The organism is Nocardiopsis sp. iso_25 (assembly GCF_056173305.1).
Map to the genome: position 1 here is coordinate 901811 of NZ_CM149667.1, position 16247 is coordinate 918057.

General features: G+C 72.8%; 12 protein-coding genes and 1 pseudogene. 10 read left to right on the top strand and 3 right to left on the bottom strand.

Annotated elements, in window-relative coordinates; all coding sequences use genetic code 11:
- Positions 1–91: 91 nt before the first annotated feature.
- Positions 92–388, top strand: a pseudogene (locus AC0VX6_RS04170) (alpha/beta fold hydrolase); the annotation flags it as partial.
- Between the two features lie 122 nt (positions 389–510).
- Positions 511–726, top strand: coding sequence for an alpha/beta fold hydrolase (locus AC0VX6_RS04175; RefSeq protein WP_475469477.1), 216 nt, complete (start codon positions 511–513; stop codon positions 724–726).
- Positions 727–937: 211 nt separating this feature from the next.
- Here the strand turns inward: AC0VX6_RS04175 and AC0VX6_RS04180 are convergent, their stop codons facing one another.
- Complete coding sequence (locus AC0VX6_RS04180) at positions 938–1918, bottom strand: FkbM family methyltransferase (RefSeq protein WP_274976269.1); 981 nt, start codon at positions 1916–1918, stop codon at positions 938–940.
- 473 nt (positions 1919–2391) lie between these two features.
- On the opposite strand from AC0VX6_RS04180, the gene ychF reads away from it, so the two are divergent.
- The 3 genes from ychF to AC0VX6_RS04195 all read left to right on the top strand — a co-directional run bounded on the left by ychF (position 2392) and on the right by AC0VX6_RS04195 (position 4152).
- The gene (gene ychF / locus AC0VX6_RS04185) at positions 2392–3477 is read left to right on the top strand and encodes a redox-regulated ATPase YchF (protein WP_274976270.1); all 1086 of its coding nucleotides are present in this window, start codon (positions 2392–2394) and stop codon (positions 3475–3477) included.
- A 151-nt stretch (positions 3478–3628) separates the two neighbouring features.
- Positions 3629–3898 carry a type II toxin-antitoxin system Phd/YefM family antitoxin gene (locus AC0VX6_RS04190; RefSeq protein ID WP_475467409.1) on the top strand — a complete coding sequence of 90 codons (270 nt, stop codon included), beginning with the start codon at positions 3629–3631 and terminating at the stop codon, positions 3896–3898.
- Positions 3895–4152, top strand: a complete 258-nt coding sequence (locus AC0VX6_RS04195) for a Txe/YoeB family addiction module toxin (RefSeq protein WP_475467410.1) — start codon at positions 3895–3897, stop codon at positions 4150–4152. Before AC0VX6_RS04190 ends, AC0VX6_RS04195 begins: the two co-directional genes overlap by 4 nt.
- Positions 4153–4194: 42 nt before the next feature.
- Here AC0VX6_RS04195 and AC0VX6_RS04200 read toward each other — a convergent pair whose 3' ends face one another.
- A complete protein-coding gene (locus AC0VX6_RS04200; protein WP_475467411.1) occupies positions 4195–4770 on the bottom strand; it encodes a 1-acyl-sn-glycerol-3-phosphate acyltransferase in 576 nt (191 codons plus the stop codon).
- Positions 4771–5208: 438 nt separating this feature from the next.
- On the opposite strand from AC0VX6_RS04200, the gene AC0VX6_RS04205 reads away from it, so the two are divergent.
- The 3 genes from AC0VX6_RS04205 to AC0VX6_RS04215 all read left to right on the top strand — a co-directional run bounded on the left by AC0VX6_RS04205 (position 5209) and on the right by AC0VX6_RS04215 (position 11211).
- On the top strand, positions 5209–6159 hold the full coding sequence (locus tag AC0VX6_RS04205) for a conjugal transfer protein (protein ID WP_274976274.1): 951 nt from the start codon (positions 5209–5211) through the stop codon (positions 6157–6159).
- Between the two features lie 72 nt (positions 6160–6231).
- Positions 6232–6549: a hypothetical protein gene (locus AC0VX6_RS04210; protein WP_013151193.1), complete on the top strand. Its 318-nt coding sequence runs from the start codon at positions 6232–6234 to the stop codon at positions 6547–6549.
- Positions 6550–6567: 18 nt separating this feature from the next.
- On the top strand, positions 6568–11211 hold the full coding sequence (locus AC0VX6_RS04215) for a TcpE family conjugal transfer membrane protein (RefSeq protein WP_475467412.1): 4644 nt from the start codon (positions 6568–6570) through the stop codon (positions 11209–11211).
- 192 nt (positions 11212–11403) lie between these two features.
- Here the strand turns inward: AC0VX6_RS04215 and thpD are convergent, their stop codons facing one another.
- Entirely contained in the window at positions 11404–12312 is a 909-nt protein-coding gene (gene thpD, locus AC0VX6_RS04220) for an ectoine hydroxylase (protein WP_274976277.1), read from the bottom strand.
- 511 nt (positions 12313–12823) lie between these two features.
- On the opposite strand from thpD, the gene AC0VX6_RS04225 reads away from it, so the two are divergent.
- Positions 12824–13486, top strand: a complete 663-nt coding sequence (locus AC0VX6_RS04225; protein ID WP_274976278.1) for an HNH endonuclease family protein — start codon at positions 12824–12826, stop codon at positions 13484–13486.
- 196 nt (positions 13487–13682) lie between these two features.
- Positions 13683–16157, top strand: a complete 2475-nt coding sequence (locus tag AC0VX6_RS04230) for an ATP-binding protein (RefSeq protein WP_274976279.1) — start codon at positions 13683–13685, stop codon at positions 16155–16157.
- The last annotated feature ends 90 nt before the right edge of the window (positions 16158–16247 follow it).

Sequence of the window (16247 nt, forward strand, 5' to 3'; positions counted from 1 at the left end):
CCCTCACTTCCCCAGGAGGCCCGCTCCCATGAGACTGGAGACCTACACCCGCGGCACCGGAGACCTCACCGTGCTCCTCGTCCACGGATCCATGGCCACCCACGAGACCTGGCACGCCGTCGAGGACGCGCTGGTCGAGCGGGGCCGCCGCGTGGTCAGCGTCGACATGCGCGGCCACGGCGACAGCCCGCGCGGCTCCTACTCCGTGGCGGCGCTCGGCGACGACCTCGCGGACTCCCTGCCCGCCGGAGCGGACCTGGCCGTCGGCCACTCCATGGGCGCGGTGGCGCTCTCCCTGGCGGTGGAGAGGCTGCGCCCGGCCCGCGCGGTGTACGTGGACCCGGCCTTTCGCCTGCCCCCCCATGCACGCCGACGCGTGCGAGCGCGTGCGCCGCGTCTTCGTCACCGCCGACGCCACACGCGTGCGCCAGAGCAACCCCAGGTGGACCGACGACGACGTCGAGAGGGAGGTCAGGGGCTTCGCCGCTCGACCCGGAGTTCTTCGACTTCGTGGCGGAGGAGATCGCCGGGCGCGACTTCCTCCCCGGCGAACCGGTCGTGCCCTCCCTCGTCCTGCGCGCGGGCGACAGCGTCACCGTCACGCCCCAGACCGCGGAGGAGCTGACCGGGCGCGGCTTCACCGTCCGGGTCGTGGAGGGCGCCGGGCACTGCGTCCACCGCGACGACCTGCCCGGGTTCCTCGCCGCGCTGGAGGACTGGCTCTAGGGAGTGTTCCGCGGAGGCTTTCGGATCGGCGAGCGGCCGTCCGGGCAATCTCTCGCAAGACGGTTCGCGCAGGTCGGTCTGGTTCGCTTTCCAAGCGGAACCGGCGCGGCGAGAGGCGGCCCGGTGCTCGCGGAAGTACCGGAGCCGAAGGCTCTCCGTTGAGGGTGGCGGAGGGCGACGGGCGGGACCGAAATGATCCGAGGAACACGACCTAGGGTGCCGGGTTCCCGCGGGAGCCGGGACGGCAGGACTCCAGCGCCCTGCGCCAGCCGCGCACCGAGGGCCAGAACTCGTCCGGCACCGGCTCCGGCGTGAACAGCCACATCCGCTCCCACGCGGGGGAGGCCCGGCCCGAGATCTCCGGGCGCGGCTCGTAGGGCGGCGGCCCGCTCACCGGGTACCAGGTGTACTCCAGCGGGTCGAGCAGCGCCATGAGCCGCTCCTCCACGCCCCGGTCGGGCCGTACCTTCACCAGCATCCACGGCCGGTACCGGCGCAGCACCTCCAGCCCTCCGGCGACCACGTCCGGCTCCGTGCCGACCGTGTCGATCTTGATCACGGTCGGGAAGGCCGACGCGTCCTCGTTCCACCGGGCCAGGGTGGTCACCTCCACGGTGATGTGCGACAGGTCGGCGCGCGCCGAGTGCACGAGCGTGTTGCACATGTCGTTGTGCCGGGCCCGCCGCAGGTGTGCGGTGCCGGTGTGGTTGCTCAGCGCCAGTTCCACCACGGTGAAGCCCAGGTCCGCCGACGAGGACACCACCCGGGCCGCCGCGGCGATCTCCGGGGTGGGCTCGAACGCGAACACCGGGCGGCGCGTGCGCGCGGCGGCCAGCAGCGAGTACACCCCCACCCCGGAGCCCACGTCGACCACCGCGCCGGGGCGGGTGTGGTCGAGCATCGCCATGAAGCAGGCCAGGCTGTCGGGCTCGTGCCGGGCCAGCCCGAAGGCGGCCAGCCGCCGCGGAACGGTGAGGTCGCCGGGCAGTCGCAGGGTGAGGCCGTCCGGGCCGATGCGGCGCGTGTCCGAGTCCAGGCGGGGCAGGGAGAAGGCCACCTCGCGGATCCACGGCGGCACCCGGTCCGGGTCCAGTCCGCCCAGCCGTCTGGGCAGCCGGACACGGATCTTGCGGGTCGCGAAGCGCACGAGCGGGTAGCGGCGCACGAGCGCCCTCAGTTGGTCGGTGACCACGGTTGTCTCCCCCCAGGAAAGGTGCTGCGACGGGGGCGCCGGTGCACGGCGTCGGCCGTGTGCCCGGGCGCCTTCGTCCGACGCGGTCCGGGGCCGGTCCCTCCCACCGGCCGCCGCACCGCGAGCCTGCCGCGTGAGCGGCGGTGTGTCGGTCCAGGTCCGGGGGACTGGGCCGTGCGTGCGACGGATGGCCCGCGCACCGGACGGCCGCCGCCCCGGTTCCCGGCAGCGTCCGTCGAACCTACTGTGAGTAGCGTCTCCCGTGCACTGCGTTTCGGTGATTGGCCCTGTTTTCCCGGTCCGGTACCGCGCGCGGCCCCGCGTCCCGCCTTCCGCCCCGCCGTCCGGAACGGGGGCCCGCCCCGTCGACCTGCGCGGTCCGGCGGCGGGGAGGTCCGGGGCCGCGGGCGGGGGAGCCGGAGCCCGGACGCGGCGGGACCGCCCACCCGCGGGTCCGCATAGACTCTGACCTTGTGAGTCTGTCTATCGGGATCGTCGGCCTGCCCAACGTCGGCAAGTCCACCCTCTTCAACGCGCTGACCAAGAACGACGCCCTGGCCGCGAACTACCCGTTCGCGACCATCGAGCCCAACGTCGGGGTCGTGGGCGTTCCCGACGCCCGGCTCGGCAAGCTGGCCGGGATCTTCGACTCGGCGAAGGTCATCCCGGCGACGGTGGACTTCGTCGACATCGCGGGCATCGTGCGCGGCGCCTCCACCGGTGAGGGCCTGGGCAACAAGTTCCTGGCCAACATCCGCGAGAGCGACGCCATCTGCCAGGTGATCCGGGCCTTCGACGACCCCGACGTCACGCACGTCGACGGCGACGTCGAACCCTCCCGCGACATCGAGACCATCAACACCGAGCTGATCCTGGCCGACCTCCAGACCCTGGAGAAGGCGCTTCCCCGCCTGGAGAAGGACGCCAAGCGCAACGCCAAGGACAAGGACGCCCAGGAGCTGCTCCAGGCCGCCCGCGACGCGCAGGAGGTCCTCGACGGCGGCACCTCGCTGTCCGCGGCCCGGGGCGTGGACCTGGACCGGCTGCGCGAGCTGAGCCTGCTCACGGTCAAGCCGTTCATCTACGTGTTCAACCTCGACACCGACGAACTGGCCGACGGGGCCCTGCGCACCAAGCTCCAGGAGCTCGTCGCCCCGGCCGAGGCGATCTTCCTGGACGCCAAGATCGAGGCGGAGCTGGCCGAGCTGGAGGAGGACGAGGCGCAGGAGCTGCTGGAGTCCATGGGCCAGACCGAGTCGGGCCTGGCCCAGCTCGCCCGGGTCGGCTTCGCCACCCTGGGTCTGCAGACCTACCTGACCGCCGGGCCCAAGGAGGCCCGCGCCTGGACGATCCGCAAGGGCGCCACCGCCCCCGAGGCCGCCGGGGTCATCCACACCGACTTCCAGCGCGGCTTCATCAAGGCCGAGGTGGTCTCCTTCGACGACCTGGTCGCCGCGGGCGACATGCAGACCGCCCGCGCGGCGGGCAAGGTCCGCATGGAGGGCAAGGAGTACGTGATGGCCGACGGCGACGTGGTCGAGTTCCGCTTCAACGTCTGACCGAGCCGCGCGCCCGTGAACAGGGGCCGCGGACCCGCGCCGAACCCCCGGCGCCCGGGTCCGCGGCCCCTGTCGTGTGCAGGGGGCGCTCGTCCGGCTCGAACACGGCAGAGTGGTCTATATCCGGTACCGGAAATCGGGAGGGCCGATCATGTCCATCACCGCCAGCGAAGCGCGCAGGTCCCTCTTCCCGTTGATCAAGAAGGTCAACGACGACCACGGCGCCATCGAGATCGTGTCCAGGCACGGCAACGCGGTGCTCGTCTCCGCCGAGGACTACGCCGCGCTGCGTGAGGGCGCCTACCTCCTGCGTTCGCCCGCGAACGCCCGGCGCCTGCTCAAGGCCTACGAGAACGCTCTGGACGGCACCGGTGTCTCCGAGCGCGGGTTGATCGGTCCCGACGTCGAGGACGCGGAGTGAGGCGACTGGTCTTCGAGGACCACGGCTGGGAGGACTGCACATCCTGGCTCAAGACCGACCGCAAGGTGCTCGCCCGGATCAACAAGCTGATCGGGGAAATCCGCCGGGATCCCTTCACCGGCATAGGCGAACCGGAGCCCCTGAAGTACCACCTGCCCGGCGCCTGGTCGCGGCGCATCGACGACGAGCACCGCCCGGTCCACGTCGTCACGGAGCACGAGATCGTCGTCATCGCCGCTCGCTACCACTACTGAGGGCCGACGGTTCCCGTCTCGTGGCGAGAGGCCGGACGGGGGTCAGCCGGTGCCGCCCTCCTCGCGCAAGCGCGGTTCGACGCGCCGCTCCGGGCTGTGCCCCGCCTTGTCGGCGTAGAAGGCGCGGATGCGGCCCATGTCCTCCGCGACGTCGCCGGTCAGCTCGAAGGTCGGGCCGAGCCCGGTGGTCCTCGTGGTGCGGTCGACGAAACCGAGAGTCACCGGCATCCCCGTCTCGCGGGCGATGCGGTAGAAGCCGGACTTCCAGTGCGTGTGCGCCCCGCGGGTGCCGTCGGGGGTGATGACCAGCCCGAAGGTCTCGCCGGACCGCACGCGCCGGACGGCGTCGTCGACGACCCGGCCGGGATTCGCGCGATCGACGGGGATGCCGCCGAGCGCGCGCATGATCGGGCCGCGCCAGCCCGTGAACAGGCTCTGCTTCCCCAGCCAGTGCAGCTCCAGGCCCAGGCGCCAGGAGATGGCGAGCATGAGCACGAAATCCCAGTTGGAGGTGTGTGGGGCACCGATCAGCACGGTGGGGCGGTCGGGCTTGGGCTCGGTGGCCAGTTTCCACCGGCTGAGGGCCCAGAACCCCCGGGCCGCGAGTTGTCGGAGCATGCCGCCAATCTAAGGCACGCACCCGGGCGGACACGGTGGGTCCGTGCTCGGGACCGGATCGGCCCGGAGCCGGGGGTCTCCGCCGACGGGGCGGTCGCCCCGCCGGGCGCGGGGGGAGATCCCGGTTACATCCCGTCAACGGTTTCCTGGTCCGCGGGGACACATCTTGCTGCCTTCGAGGGAACTAATCCCTTTCCGGTCCGACCATAATTGCGGCGAAGTGTGTGGCCGCAGCAGGAGTTAGGGCAACTCTTGCCGTATTGCGCCCCTTTTGAGAAGTTAAGCCCATGTGTGCAATGTGCGGTTGGCGGGGAAACGCGGAGTCACCAAGGACGCTCCCAACCCGCACAATGCCTCACTATAGGGATGGGGTAGACAAGGGCATGGCGGAGACGCCGTCCGAAGCGGGCGGCACGGACCTGTGTGCAGGAGGCGGGGATGGCGAAGGCGTCGCGGCGCGGTGCCGCCGCGGGTGAGCCGGACGACGGCGGTGTGGGGCTCGACGCCCCCCGCGCCCGACGGCCCCGGGCCGGAGCCGGAGGGCGCTGGTGGGTCGGTGTGGGTCGCGCCGTCCTGTGGGCCTTCATCATCGTCGTCGTCTTCAACGGCATCTGGTTCCCGCTGCGCGGCGGGTTCGCCCTTCCCGACACCTCCGAGGAGCCCGGGCAGAGCGACACTGTGACCTACCCGGAGACCGCCGCCGCGGCCTTCGGCATGCGGTTCGCCGAGGCCTACCTCGACACCGCCGACCCCGAGGCGCGCCTGTCCGACCTGGCGGCGTTCGTCCCCGACGGGGAGGCCGCCGCCCTGGACGTCCCCGCCGACAGCCTCACCGGCGACAACCTCACGGTGGTCGCCGTGCACGTGGAGGACGACCACAACGGCATCGTCGTCGTGCGGGCCGACGTCAACGGCCAACCCATGCGCCTGGACGTGCCGGTCTACGCCGACGGGGAGGCCCTGGTGGTCTCGGGCAACCCGGCGCTGCTGGCGGCGCCGACCCAGGCCAGCCTGCCCGAGGGGTCGGCCTTCGAGACCGACCCGGAGGCCGAGGAGCAGCTCGGGGAGGTGCTGTCCGGCTTCTTCGAGGCCTACGCGGGGGAACCGGCACACCTGGAGCGCTATGTGGAACCGGGTGTCACCATCGCCCCGCTTCCGGAGAACAGCCTGGAATTTGGTGAACTGTCCGATATCACGGTGCCAACGCAGGCCTCGACCGGGAATGATGACGTACGACAGGTAGCGGCCACCGTCCGGTGGAACGTCCCGGCCTCCGACGGGACCGACACCGGGCAGATCACGCAGAACTACCTGGTCACCGTCGTGGACTCGGGCAGCGAGTGGCACGTGCGTGACATCCAGGGCGCCCCGCGCTCGTTCGGCGGATGACGGGGCCTGTAGGCAAGGAGAAGAGAAGGACCATGCGCACACCAGAAACGACACCGGGGGGCGGCGCCTGACATGCTCCCCCTGCTGTCCTCCACACCGGACGTGTTCCACGCCGCCGGAGGTGCCGACCTGCTCTTCCTCGCGGCGCAGACCACCGAGAACGCCCCCGACACCGGTGGCCTCGCCGACTTCCTGAGGGGCTTCTTCGGGCCCCTCTTCCTCGTGATCGTCTCCATCGTGGCGGTGTTCTTCCTGTTCACGAGGGAGATCACGAGGTTCGCGCAGTTCATCATCCTGGCGATCTTCATCGGGATCGTGTTCTACGTCCCCGGCATCATCGAGGTCATCGCCGTGGCGCTCGCCCGAGCGATGGGCGTATCGACCGAATAGGCGAGGGAGGCCGGGAACGTGGACCTGCCCACGTACACCAACATCTGGCGTATCGAGAAGCGGCTCTACAAGCTCTACGATTTCCGGCTGCCCATGCCGCTCCCGGTGGGCACCTTCGGGGTCGCCCTGGGCGTGTTCGCGCTCTGGGTGGTCCTGCTCAGCCTCGTCAACGCGCCCTTCGTGTTCGGCAACGGCTGGCACCTGGTGCTGTGGGTGGTCCCGCCCGGTGTGATCACCGTGCTGGCCACCCGGCCGGTGATCGAGGGCAAGCGCCTCACCGAGCTGCTCATCTCCCAGGCGCGCTTCCTGGCCGAAGCGCGGGTGTACAACCGCCTGGCCCCCGAGTACGAGCCCTCCGAGGCCCGCGTGACCGTGCGGGTGTGGCACCGCGACCCCGCGGCCGGTCCGCTCCCGTCGGCGTCGCGGCGCCGCCCCGAACCCGAGCCGGAGACGGCCGGGGACGGGATCGCCGAGGCCGCTGACACCGCGGTCCGCCCCTCCCGCTCCGATGCGCCGCCGCTGCTCGGCGTGCGCGGTCCCGCCGACGGTGTTCCGGCCGCCGAGGCCGAGGAGCAGGCCCCCGCCCGGGCAGGCTCCGGGAGGCCGGACCGGGGACGGGAGAGGGTCCCCGCCGAGGCTCCGCGCATCCGGTCCCGAGACGACGAGGAGACCGGGAGACGGGTTCCGGCCGGGGCGAAGGCCGCCCCCACCCACACGGATACCGTGGCCGCCGGGGCCGAGAGCGCCCCGGCCGAGCCGAAGGCCGTTCCCGTCCGCTCGCGGGTCGCTTCCGTCCGATCAGAGGCCGCTGCCGTCCGGACCGAGAACGCTGCTGCCCCGGAGCGGGAGGCCGCGGCGGAAAAGGCCCCGGCCGCCCCTGAACGCGCCCCCGTGGCCGTCGCCGCGCGCCCCGACCCCGAGGACCGGCGCGCCCCGTCGCTACCGCGCGAGGAGCGGACCGACGCGTCCGCCGCCTCCGGAGGCGGCGGCGCGGAGTCCGACGGGCCCCGGCGCGGAGTCGGCCGCCGCGTGCTCAACTACTTCGGCTTCGCCCTGGGGTCCGGACCGCGTGAGCCCCGGGAGGAGGAGCCCCGCGGGCCCGAGGCGGACGCCGGGGAGGATTCCGACGACGGCTTCGCGCGGGAGAGGATCTACGAGACCGAGGGCGAGGAGCAGCGCGACAGCGACGCGTGGTTCGCCCGCCTGCGCGCCTCCTCCGGCGAGACCCCCGTCGGCCTGACCTCCAAGAGCGCCTACAGCGTCGGCGACACCGCTGCCATGAGCCGGGGAGAGCTGGCCGACGCGGTGGAGGAGCGGCGCGCCTCCGGCTCCGACGAGGAGGAGACCGCCGCCGCCCGGCGCCTGCGCGGCCGTACGCAGGGCCTCAGGGTCGCCAAGGACCTGGAGGAGCAGCGCCGCACCGAGCGCGTGCGCGAGCGCGGCCCGAGGGAGCTGCCGTCCTCCCGAGCCCGGGGCCAGGGGCTTCCCGGCACCGGTGAGGAGACGGAGCGGCCCCGGCGCACGGGGCGCCCCCACGCCGCCCCGTGGGAACTGGAGAAGAAGGCCGAGCCCGCACCCGGCTACGGCGACCTGTCGGACTACGCCGCCCGTTACGCGGCGGCCACCGGCCGCCCCCCGGCCGAGGCCGGTTCCCTGCCCTGGCTGCCGCCCTCCTCCGCGGCGCCGCGGGAGGAGGCCGACGCGACCGCGGACGTGGACCCGCCCGCCCGCACCGACCGGCGGGAGGACGCGGTCGGCGCCGAGGACGCCGCGAATGGGGCCGGTGCGCCCGAGACCACGGACACGGACGCGACGGCGGACACCGCTCCTCCGGTGACGCGTGCGGCACGGGACACTGCGGAGGACGGGCCCGGAGCACCCGCGGAGGCCGCTCCCGGCACGGGTACGCGGGACGCCGAGGCCTCCGGGCGCGCGCCCGCCTCCGAACCGGAAGGCCCCTCGGTCGCCCCCCGCCGGGGCGCCACCGCGTCAGAGGATGCCGGGCGCCGGCCCGTTACGGGAGACGAGGAGACCGTCGCGCTGCGCGGCCTCGCCGGACGCGGGGACACCGCTGAGCCCGAGGACCTCGTCGAGCACCGGTCCACCACGGGGCCCGAGGGCACCACGGAGCTCGGGGGCACGGCAGGGCGTGCGAACACCGCCGGGCCCGGGGACGCCACCGGGGTCGGAAGCCCCGCCGGGGCCGGGGAGACCGTCGGGCACCGGCCCGCCACAGGGCGCGGCGACGCCACTCCTTTCGAGGACACCACCGAGGACGGCGACACCACCGGCACCGAGACAGCCGCCGCGCGGACCGCTTCCGGTGGCGCGGACACCCGTCCCGCCGTGGACCCGGAAGCCCCGGACACGGAGGCCCGGGGCGCGGTCTCCCGGAGCTCGGAGGTCCCGGACACGGAGGCCCGGGGCGCGGTCGCCCCGGACGACACGACCACGCCGGGCGCTCCCGACGCGCGGGTCGCTCCGGACACCGGTGTGCCCGTGGCCCCCGCGGCCGAGCGCTCCCCCCACAAGCCCGCCCTGGAACTCGACCACGGCACCGGCGAGCAGGACGCCATGCCCGGGAAGCCGCGCGAGGAGTCCCAGGACCGCGGTCCCGAGTGGAACGAGCACATGTCCGTGCTCGACAACCACCTCATCACCGCCGACACCCCGGCGCCGCCGCGCCCGAAGTTCGCCGACGCCGTTCCCACCCAGGAGCGCGACGCCAAGGACCCCTCGCGGTGGTTCGAGGACGGCAGGAAGCGCCACCCCGACCAGCCCAAGGTCGGCGACCGGGGCAACCCCCTCATCCCCGCCAACGAGCTGCGCGAGGAGAACACCGACCCGGAAGCCGCTGGGGACGCCGCCGGGGCCGCCACCGGCGAGGCGGTACGGGACGCAGGACCGGCCGGGCGGGCCCCCGCCGACGAGCCCAAGCCGCCCACCCAGCTCGACCACGGCACCGGCGAACTCGTCAGCTTCGTCGAGGTCCGGGACGACCGCGGGCGCGGGGACGGCAACGTCCGCGTGGACCCGGGCGCCGACCAGGTCCGCCGACGCACCGCCTCCGACCTGGAGAGGGCCGAGGCCGAGGCCCTGGCCCGCCGCCGACGGAACGTGCGCGGGGAGGCCCGCGGTCCCGGCGAGGCCCGGGAGCCCGACGGCGCACCGACCCGTGCGGCCTCCGGTTCCGCCGGAGCCGACCGGGGCGACGCGTCCTTCCGCGCCCGCTGGAGCATGCGCGCCACCGGCGCCGCCGCCGGGGACGCGGACACCGCCGCGAAGCCCGACTCGGCCGCCGACCCCCGGAGCGAGCACCGGAGCGTCGGGACCGCCCGCGCCGATTCCGGGACGCGGGAGCAGCGCACCGGCGCCGCCCGGGACCCGAGGGCCAACCCCAGCATGGCCGACGCCCTCGCGCAGGAGCGGCCCTCCTCCGAGGAGGAGCGGACCTCCCCGCCGACCGGCCGGGGCGCCGAGGACACCGGGCGGACCGAGGACGAGGCCGTCGCGGGCCGTCCCGCCCCGACCGCCGGCCAGGAGCACCCCGCCGAGGAGCCGCGGGAGTCGGAGGACCCGCACGACGGCGTCTTCCACCGGGTGGCGCAGAACGCGCGCAGGCTCGGCCAGCTCTTCGGCCAGCCCGCGCCCGGCGAGGAGCCCGAACCGTCCGCGCACGAGCCCAGGACCGCCCTGGAACTCGACCACGGCACCGGCGAGCAGGAGCGCCTGGGCGACACCCCCAACGGCGTTCCCGCCCACCGGGCCGAGGAGCCCGAGCCCCGGCGGCGGTCCGAGGAGCCCGCCGCCAGCGACTCCGGAGGCACCCGGGGCTGGCGGCGCCTGGCCAAGGTCGTCACCGGCGGGACGGCCCCCGTGCGCTCCGACCTGCCGCCCAGCGACATCGAGCGCCTGCGCACCCCGCTGGACGGCCCGCGCAGTCTCGTCGTGCTGGGCTGCACCGGCGGCGCCGGGCAGACCGTCACCGCGCTGATGATCGGCCACACTCTGGCCGCGCACCGCGACGACCTCGTCGTCGCCGTCGACGTCAACCCCGGTCCCAACGGCCTCTCCCGCCGCGTCGGCGCCCAGACGCCCGAGACCCTCACCGGGCTGCTGGCCAACGCCGAGGCGATCCAGGACTACTCCCGGATGAGCGGCTACACCAGCCGGACCGCGACCGGCCTGGAGGTCGTGCAGACGCTGGACGACCCCTACGTGCAGACCCTGGACGACCGCGACTACGGCCAGCTGGCCTCGCTGCTCGGCGGGTTCTACGGCGTCACCCTGCTGGACCCGGCGGCCACGGGCGTGGCGCGGGCCCTGCCGGTCGCCGACGGGCTGGTGCTGGTCGCCCCGGCCAACGCCGACGCCGAGCGCGCGGTCTCCATGACCTTCGACTGGCTGGACGGCAACGGCTACGGCGCCCTGCGCGCCAGGTCCGTGCTCGTGGTCAACGGGGTCAGCAAGCGCAGCCTCCAGGACGTGGACGCCGCCGAGCGGGTGGCCCGCGGCCGGTGCCGCGCCATCGTCCGCATCCCCTGGGACGACCACCTCGGCTCGTCCTACACCAGGATCGACGTGGGCGCCCTGCGCCCCGCAACCAAGCGCGCCCACGGCGCCCTGGGCGGGGTCCTGGTCAACTCCCTCACCCAGCAGTAGCGCCGGAGGCGGGCCGCCCGGGTCCCGGACGCGGGCCCGGGCGGCTCCGGCTCCGGGGCTTCCCGGCACGGGAAAACCCCCGTGCGGGGCGGGCTCGGGGCCCGCCCCGCACGGGGGCGCTGCATCATGCCTTCCGGGCGGGCACGCGTTCCGCTCGCGGCGGTCGGCGGCCGCGCGGCGCGCTCGGGCGCGTCAGCGGCCCACGGGGGCGAACTCGCGCGCGGAGAGGAACTCCGGGCGCGGGGCGGGGGCGCTGAACGGTCTGTCGCAGGCGTTCTCGACGCTGTTGAAGACGATGAAGACGTTGGACCGGGGGTAGGGCGTGATGTTGCCGCCCGAGCCGTGCATGCAGTTGGAGTCGAACACGGTCACCCCGCCGGCCGGGCCGGTGAGCACGTCGATGCCGTGCTGGTCGGCGAGGTAGGACAGGGAGCTCTGGTCCGGGGTGCCCACGTGCTGGCTCTTGAGCGAGTCGCGGTAGTGGTCGTCCGGGGTCTCGCCCACACAGGAGACGAAGGTCCTGTGCGATCCCGGCATGATCATCAGCGCGCCGTTGTGCGCGTAGTTGTCGGTCAGGGCGACCGAGAAGCTGACCGCCCGCATCCGCGGCATGCCGTCCTCGGCGTGCCAGGTCTCGAAGTCGGAGTGCCAGTAGAACGAGCCGCCGCCGAAGCCCGGTTTGTAGTTGACGCGGCTCTGGTGCACGTACACGTCCGAGCCCAGGATCTGGCGGGCGCGGTCGACCAGGCGGGGGTCGTTCACCAGGTCGTCGAAGACCTTGCTGACCTTGTGCACCTCGAACACCGAGCGCACCTCGTCGGAGGAGGGCTCGACGACCACGCGTTCGTCGCCGCGCAGTCCGGGGTCGGAGCTCAGCCGCTCCAGTTCGGCGCTGTAGGCCCCGACCTCGTCCGGGGTGATGAGGGCGTCGATCTGGGTGTAGCCGCGCTCACCGTAGGCGCACAGCTCGTCGTGGGAGAAGGGGCCCTCGTCGGTCCCCCAGACGGCGGGGTCCCTGCGGTACAGCAGGGCGGGTTCGGTGCTCTTGCGTGTGGGGTATTCGTCCGCGGTGCTGGTCGGAAGGTCCATCTGCAGAGTCATGGTCGATCCCCTGACGGGGCTCATCCTCTCCGATGTCGACGGTTTCTCCTACGACATGCGAACTTAACAAAGGACAGGCAAGCCTACTTACGGCTTCTTTATGTGCGGTGTTTAGTGTCCTTTTTGTCGGGTATGACAGTTATACTATATGGGGGGAAACCGTGAGGGCTGCCGGTTTTCCTTTCCGCTCTTATCCTTGCCTCGTGGACGGGTCCGGTCGTTCACCTGCGCGGGGTCGCAAAGAGTGAACATTCATGAACTGAGAGTGAGTCTTCCCAGGTCGTCCGGCTGCACCCTTCGCCCCCGGGACCGCTTGTGAAAGAACACACTTTTGCTGTGTGCTAGATCACACGAATAAGGTTCAGGGACTGGTGCAGAACTCCGGGAGAACGGCCGGGACGTCATCCCCGATTCCGGCGGAATTTCCCGAGGGGTACTGGTGGGAGAGGAGCGGTTGCCGCACAGTGGTGGGGTCCGTGCTTTCCTCCCACCCGCTCACAGAGGAGAAAACGTGCCCTCCCCCCGCCCCCGTGCGCTTCCCCGTGCGCTCGCGGCACTCAGCGCCGCCGTACTCGCCGTCGTCCTGGGCTGGTCGGCCCCGGCCGCCGCCGACCACGTCCTGCCCCCGGGCATCCCCGGCACCTCCACCGCCCAGAGCCAGCTCGACTCCCTCACCGTCCGGGCCAAGGGCCCCCAGACCGGCTACGACCGCGGCCTCTTCCCGCACTGGAGCGTCGTCGACAGCCCCTGCACCGCCCGCCAGTACGTGCTCGTCCGCGACGGCCACGACGTGGTGACCGACTCCGACTGCCAGCCGACCTCCGGCCGCTGGTACAGCACCTTCGACGACGTGTGGTGGGACGGCGACGTCTCCCAGATCAGCGTCGACCACATGGTCCCGCTCAGCGAGGCCTGGAAGACCGGTGCGGCCGACTGGACCACCGAGCGGCGCCGCGACTTCGCCAACGACGTCGACTCCCCCCAGCTCTGGGCGGTCACCGTCAGCAGCAACAGCGCCAAGGGCGACAAGGACCCCTCCCAGTGGATGCCGGACAACACCGCGATCCACTGCGACTACGTCAAGGCCTGGATCAACGTGAAGCACCGCTACGACCTCACCGTCACCTCCGCGGAGAGGTCCGCCATCCAGGACACCGTCGACACCGCCTGCTAGGCCGCCACCGCCGCAGGTCGGGCCCGTCTCCTCCCGGGGGACGGGCCCGACGCCGCCCTCCGGGGTTCTGGCGCGCCGTAACCCCGTCCACTTCTCCCGTTCCGGGGCGATACTCCACTATGAAGGGGGCGAGGGCGGCGGGTCCGGGTAGGAACGACGGAACCCCGCCACGCGACGCGACCAGAAGGGCGAAGAGATGACCGGCACCAGGGGGACCCGTGGCGCGACCCGCCTCGCGGTCCGCTACTTCGACGACCGCGTGCTGTTCAGCGACAGCGAGGCCTGGGCCTACTTCCGCCTGCCCACGGTCTCCTACGAGTTCACCACGCCCGAGGAGCGCCAGGCGCTGGCCACCAACGTCACCATCGCCCTCGCCGCCATCCGCATGAACGACGCCGAGGTCCACCTGCGCGTCGCCCACCGCACCTATCCGGCCGCGGAGTGGGCCACCCGGCTCGACGCCACCTCCGACTCCGGCCCCGGCTGGTACGACTACCTCGACGAGACGTACCGGCACGTGTGGGCCAAGGACTTCTGGACCAAGGAGGTCTACCTCGGCGTCCGCCTCGGCCAGCGCAACGCCGGCGCCGGGCTCGGCCTGTTCTCCCAGCTCTTCGGCGCCTACCAGCGCACCGAACAGGTCCTGGGCATCAACGACGACGCCGTGGACGACCGCGAGATCGCCCGCTGGACCGACCAGGCCGAGCGGCTCGGCCGCGCCCTGGCCGCCAGCTCGCTGCACGCCCGCCACGCCACCTCCGACGAGATCGCCTGGCTCATCCGGCACGCCGTCAGCGGCACAGCCGAGGAGATCCGCCCCTCGGCGGCCGGACGGCGCACCTGGGGCCGCGGCGAGATCGAGGCGCTGGTCGACGGCGTCGTGCACAACGGCCGCTCCGCGCTGCGTCTCGAACAGCCCGCGGGGTCCACCCACGTCGCGTTCCTGTCCTTCTCCCGCTTCCCGGACCTGATGCCCTTCCCCGACGGCGAGCCCTGGATGCACCACGCCGACGCGCTCCCCTTCCCGGTGGAGATGTCCCTGCGGATGAAGCTCATCCCGCCCGCCAAGGCATCCAAGGACGTCGGCCGCAAGCTCGCCCACGCCCGCGACATGGACGCCCACATCCGCGAGGCCGGGGTGGAGGCGCCCATCGCGCTCGCCGAGCAGATCGACGCCGCCCGCATGCTGGAGCACGGCATCACCAAGGAGCGCCTGCCCTTCGTCTACGGCTGGCACCGCCTCATGGTGTCCGCGCCCACCGAGCGCCTCCTCGGCCAGCACGTCGAGGCGGTCATCGAGCACTACCGCGACATCGGCATCGACGTCATCAACTCCACCGGCGACCAGTTCTCGCTGTTCAACGAGTCCCTGCCCGGCGACCGCATCCGCCTCAACGCCTACGCCCAGCGCCAGCCGCTGCGCACCATCGCGGGCGGCATGCCCACCGCCACCGTCGACGTCGGCGACCGCGTCGACCACTCCGGCGGCGGCTGGGTGGGACCCTACGTCGGCGAGACCATCGGCCGCGCCCGCTCCATCGTCCACTTCGACCCCATGGTCGCCGCGGCCCGCAACCGCCCCACCGCCATCGCCATCACCGGCGAGCCCGGCGGCGGCAAGACCACCCTCGCCCTCCTGCTCATCTACCAGCTCGCCCTGCGCGGGGTCACCGTCGCCGCCATCGACCCCAAGGGCGACGCCGAGTCCCTCGTCGAACTCCTGCAAAGACGCGGCCGCAAGGCGCGCATGATGTCCCTGGGCTCGGCCCAGCCGGGCCTGCTCGACCCCTTCGCCTTCGGCGACGACCTGTCCGCCAAGAAGACCATGGCCACCGAGACACTGCGCCTGCTCCTGCCCCGCATGAGCGAGGAGCGCGAGTCCGCCATGATCCAGGCCGTGGCCGCCGTCGCCAACCAGCCCCAGCCCTCCCTGGCCAAGGTCGTGGACCACCTGGTCTCCTCGCCCGGCGCGGCCTCGCGCAACCTGGGGGCCGTCCTGCAGTCCATGTCGGAGATGCGGCTGGCCAGCCTGTGCTTCGACCCCCAGGGCGAGGCGCGGATCGACACCGAGGGCTGGACCACCGTGTTCACCCTGGGCGGGCTCACCCTGCCCGACTCCGGGGTGGGCCGCGACGACTACTCCTACGAGCAGCGCCTGTCCGTCGCCCTGCTCTACCTGGTCTCCCAGTTCGCACGCCGCCTCATGAACGGCCTGGACCGCCACCTGCCCAAGGCGATCTTCCTGGACGAGGCATGGGCGGTCACCTCCACGCCCGAGGGCGCCAAGCTCGTCCCCGAGGTCTCGCGCATGGGCCGCTCCCGCAACACCGCGCTCATCCTCGTCTCGCAGAACGCGGGTGACCTCCTCAACGAGCAGGTCACCAACTGCCTGTCCTCGGTGTTCGCCTTCCGCTCCAGCGAGCGCTTCGAGGTGGAGAGCGTCATGTCCCTGCTCGGCGTGGAGACCAACGAGGACCACCTCGCCGTGCTGCGCAACCTCGGCAACGGCGAGTGCCTGTTCCGGGACCTGGACGGCAGGGTCGGGCGGATCGGCGTGGACCTGGTCTCGGAGAACCTGCTGCGCTGGCTGGACACCAACCCCACCCGCCAGCGCCCCGGCGAGGAGGAGGGGGACCTGGTGCCCGCGGGCGGACGCGACGAGCAGCTCTAGGCGGTCATCCCAAACTGTTGCGGATGTGACGCAGGAGCCCTCTCCTCCCGGTGATCCTGCTGCTGGAGGCGCTGTGGAACGCGGACAGCG

Bases quoted from the DNA above. Each gene is read 5' to 3' on its own strand.
- AC0VX6_RS04190 (WP_475467409.1), top strand. From the start codon at position 3,629: ATGTCCATCACCGCCAGCGAAGCGCGCAGGTCCCTCTTCCCGTTGATC.
- AC0VX6_RS04200 (WP_475467411.1), bottom strand. From the start codon at position 4,770: ATGCTCCGACAACTCGCGGCCCGGGGGTTCTGGGCCCTCAGCCGGTGG.
- AC0VX6_RS04205 (WP_274976274.1), top strand. From the start codon at position 5,209: ATGGCGAAGGCGTCGCGGCGCGGTGCCGCCGCGGGTGAGCCGGACGAC.
- AC0VX6_RS04210 (WP_013151193.1), top strand. From the start codon at position 6,232: ATGCTCCCCCTGCTGTCCTCCACACCGGACGTGTTCCACGCCGCCGGA.
- thpD (WP_274976277.1), bottom strand. From the start codon at position 12,312: ATGACTCTGCAGATGGACCTTCCGACCAGCACCGCGGACGAATACCCC.
- AC0VX6_RS04230 (WP_274976279.1), top strand. From the start codon at position 13,683: ATGACCGGCACCAGGGGGACCCGTGGCGCGACCCGCCTCGCGGTCCGC.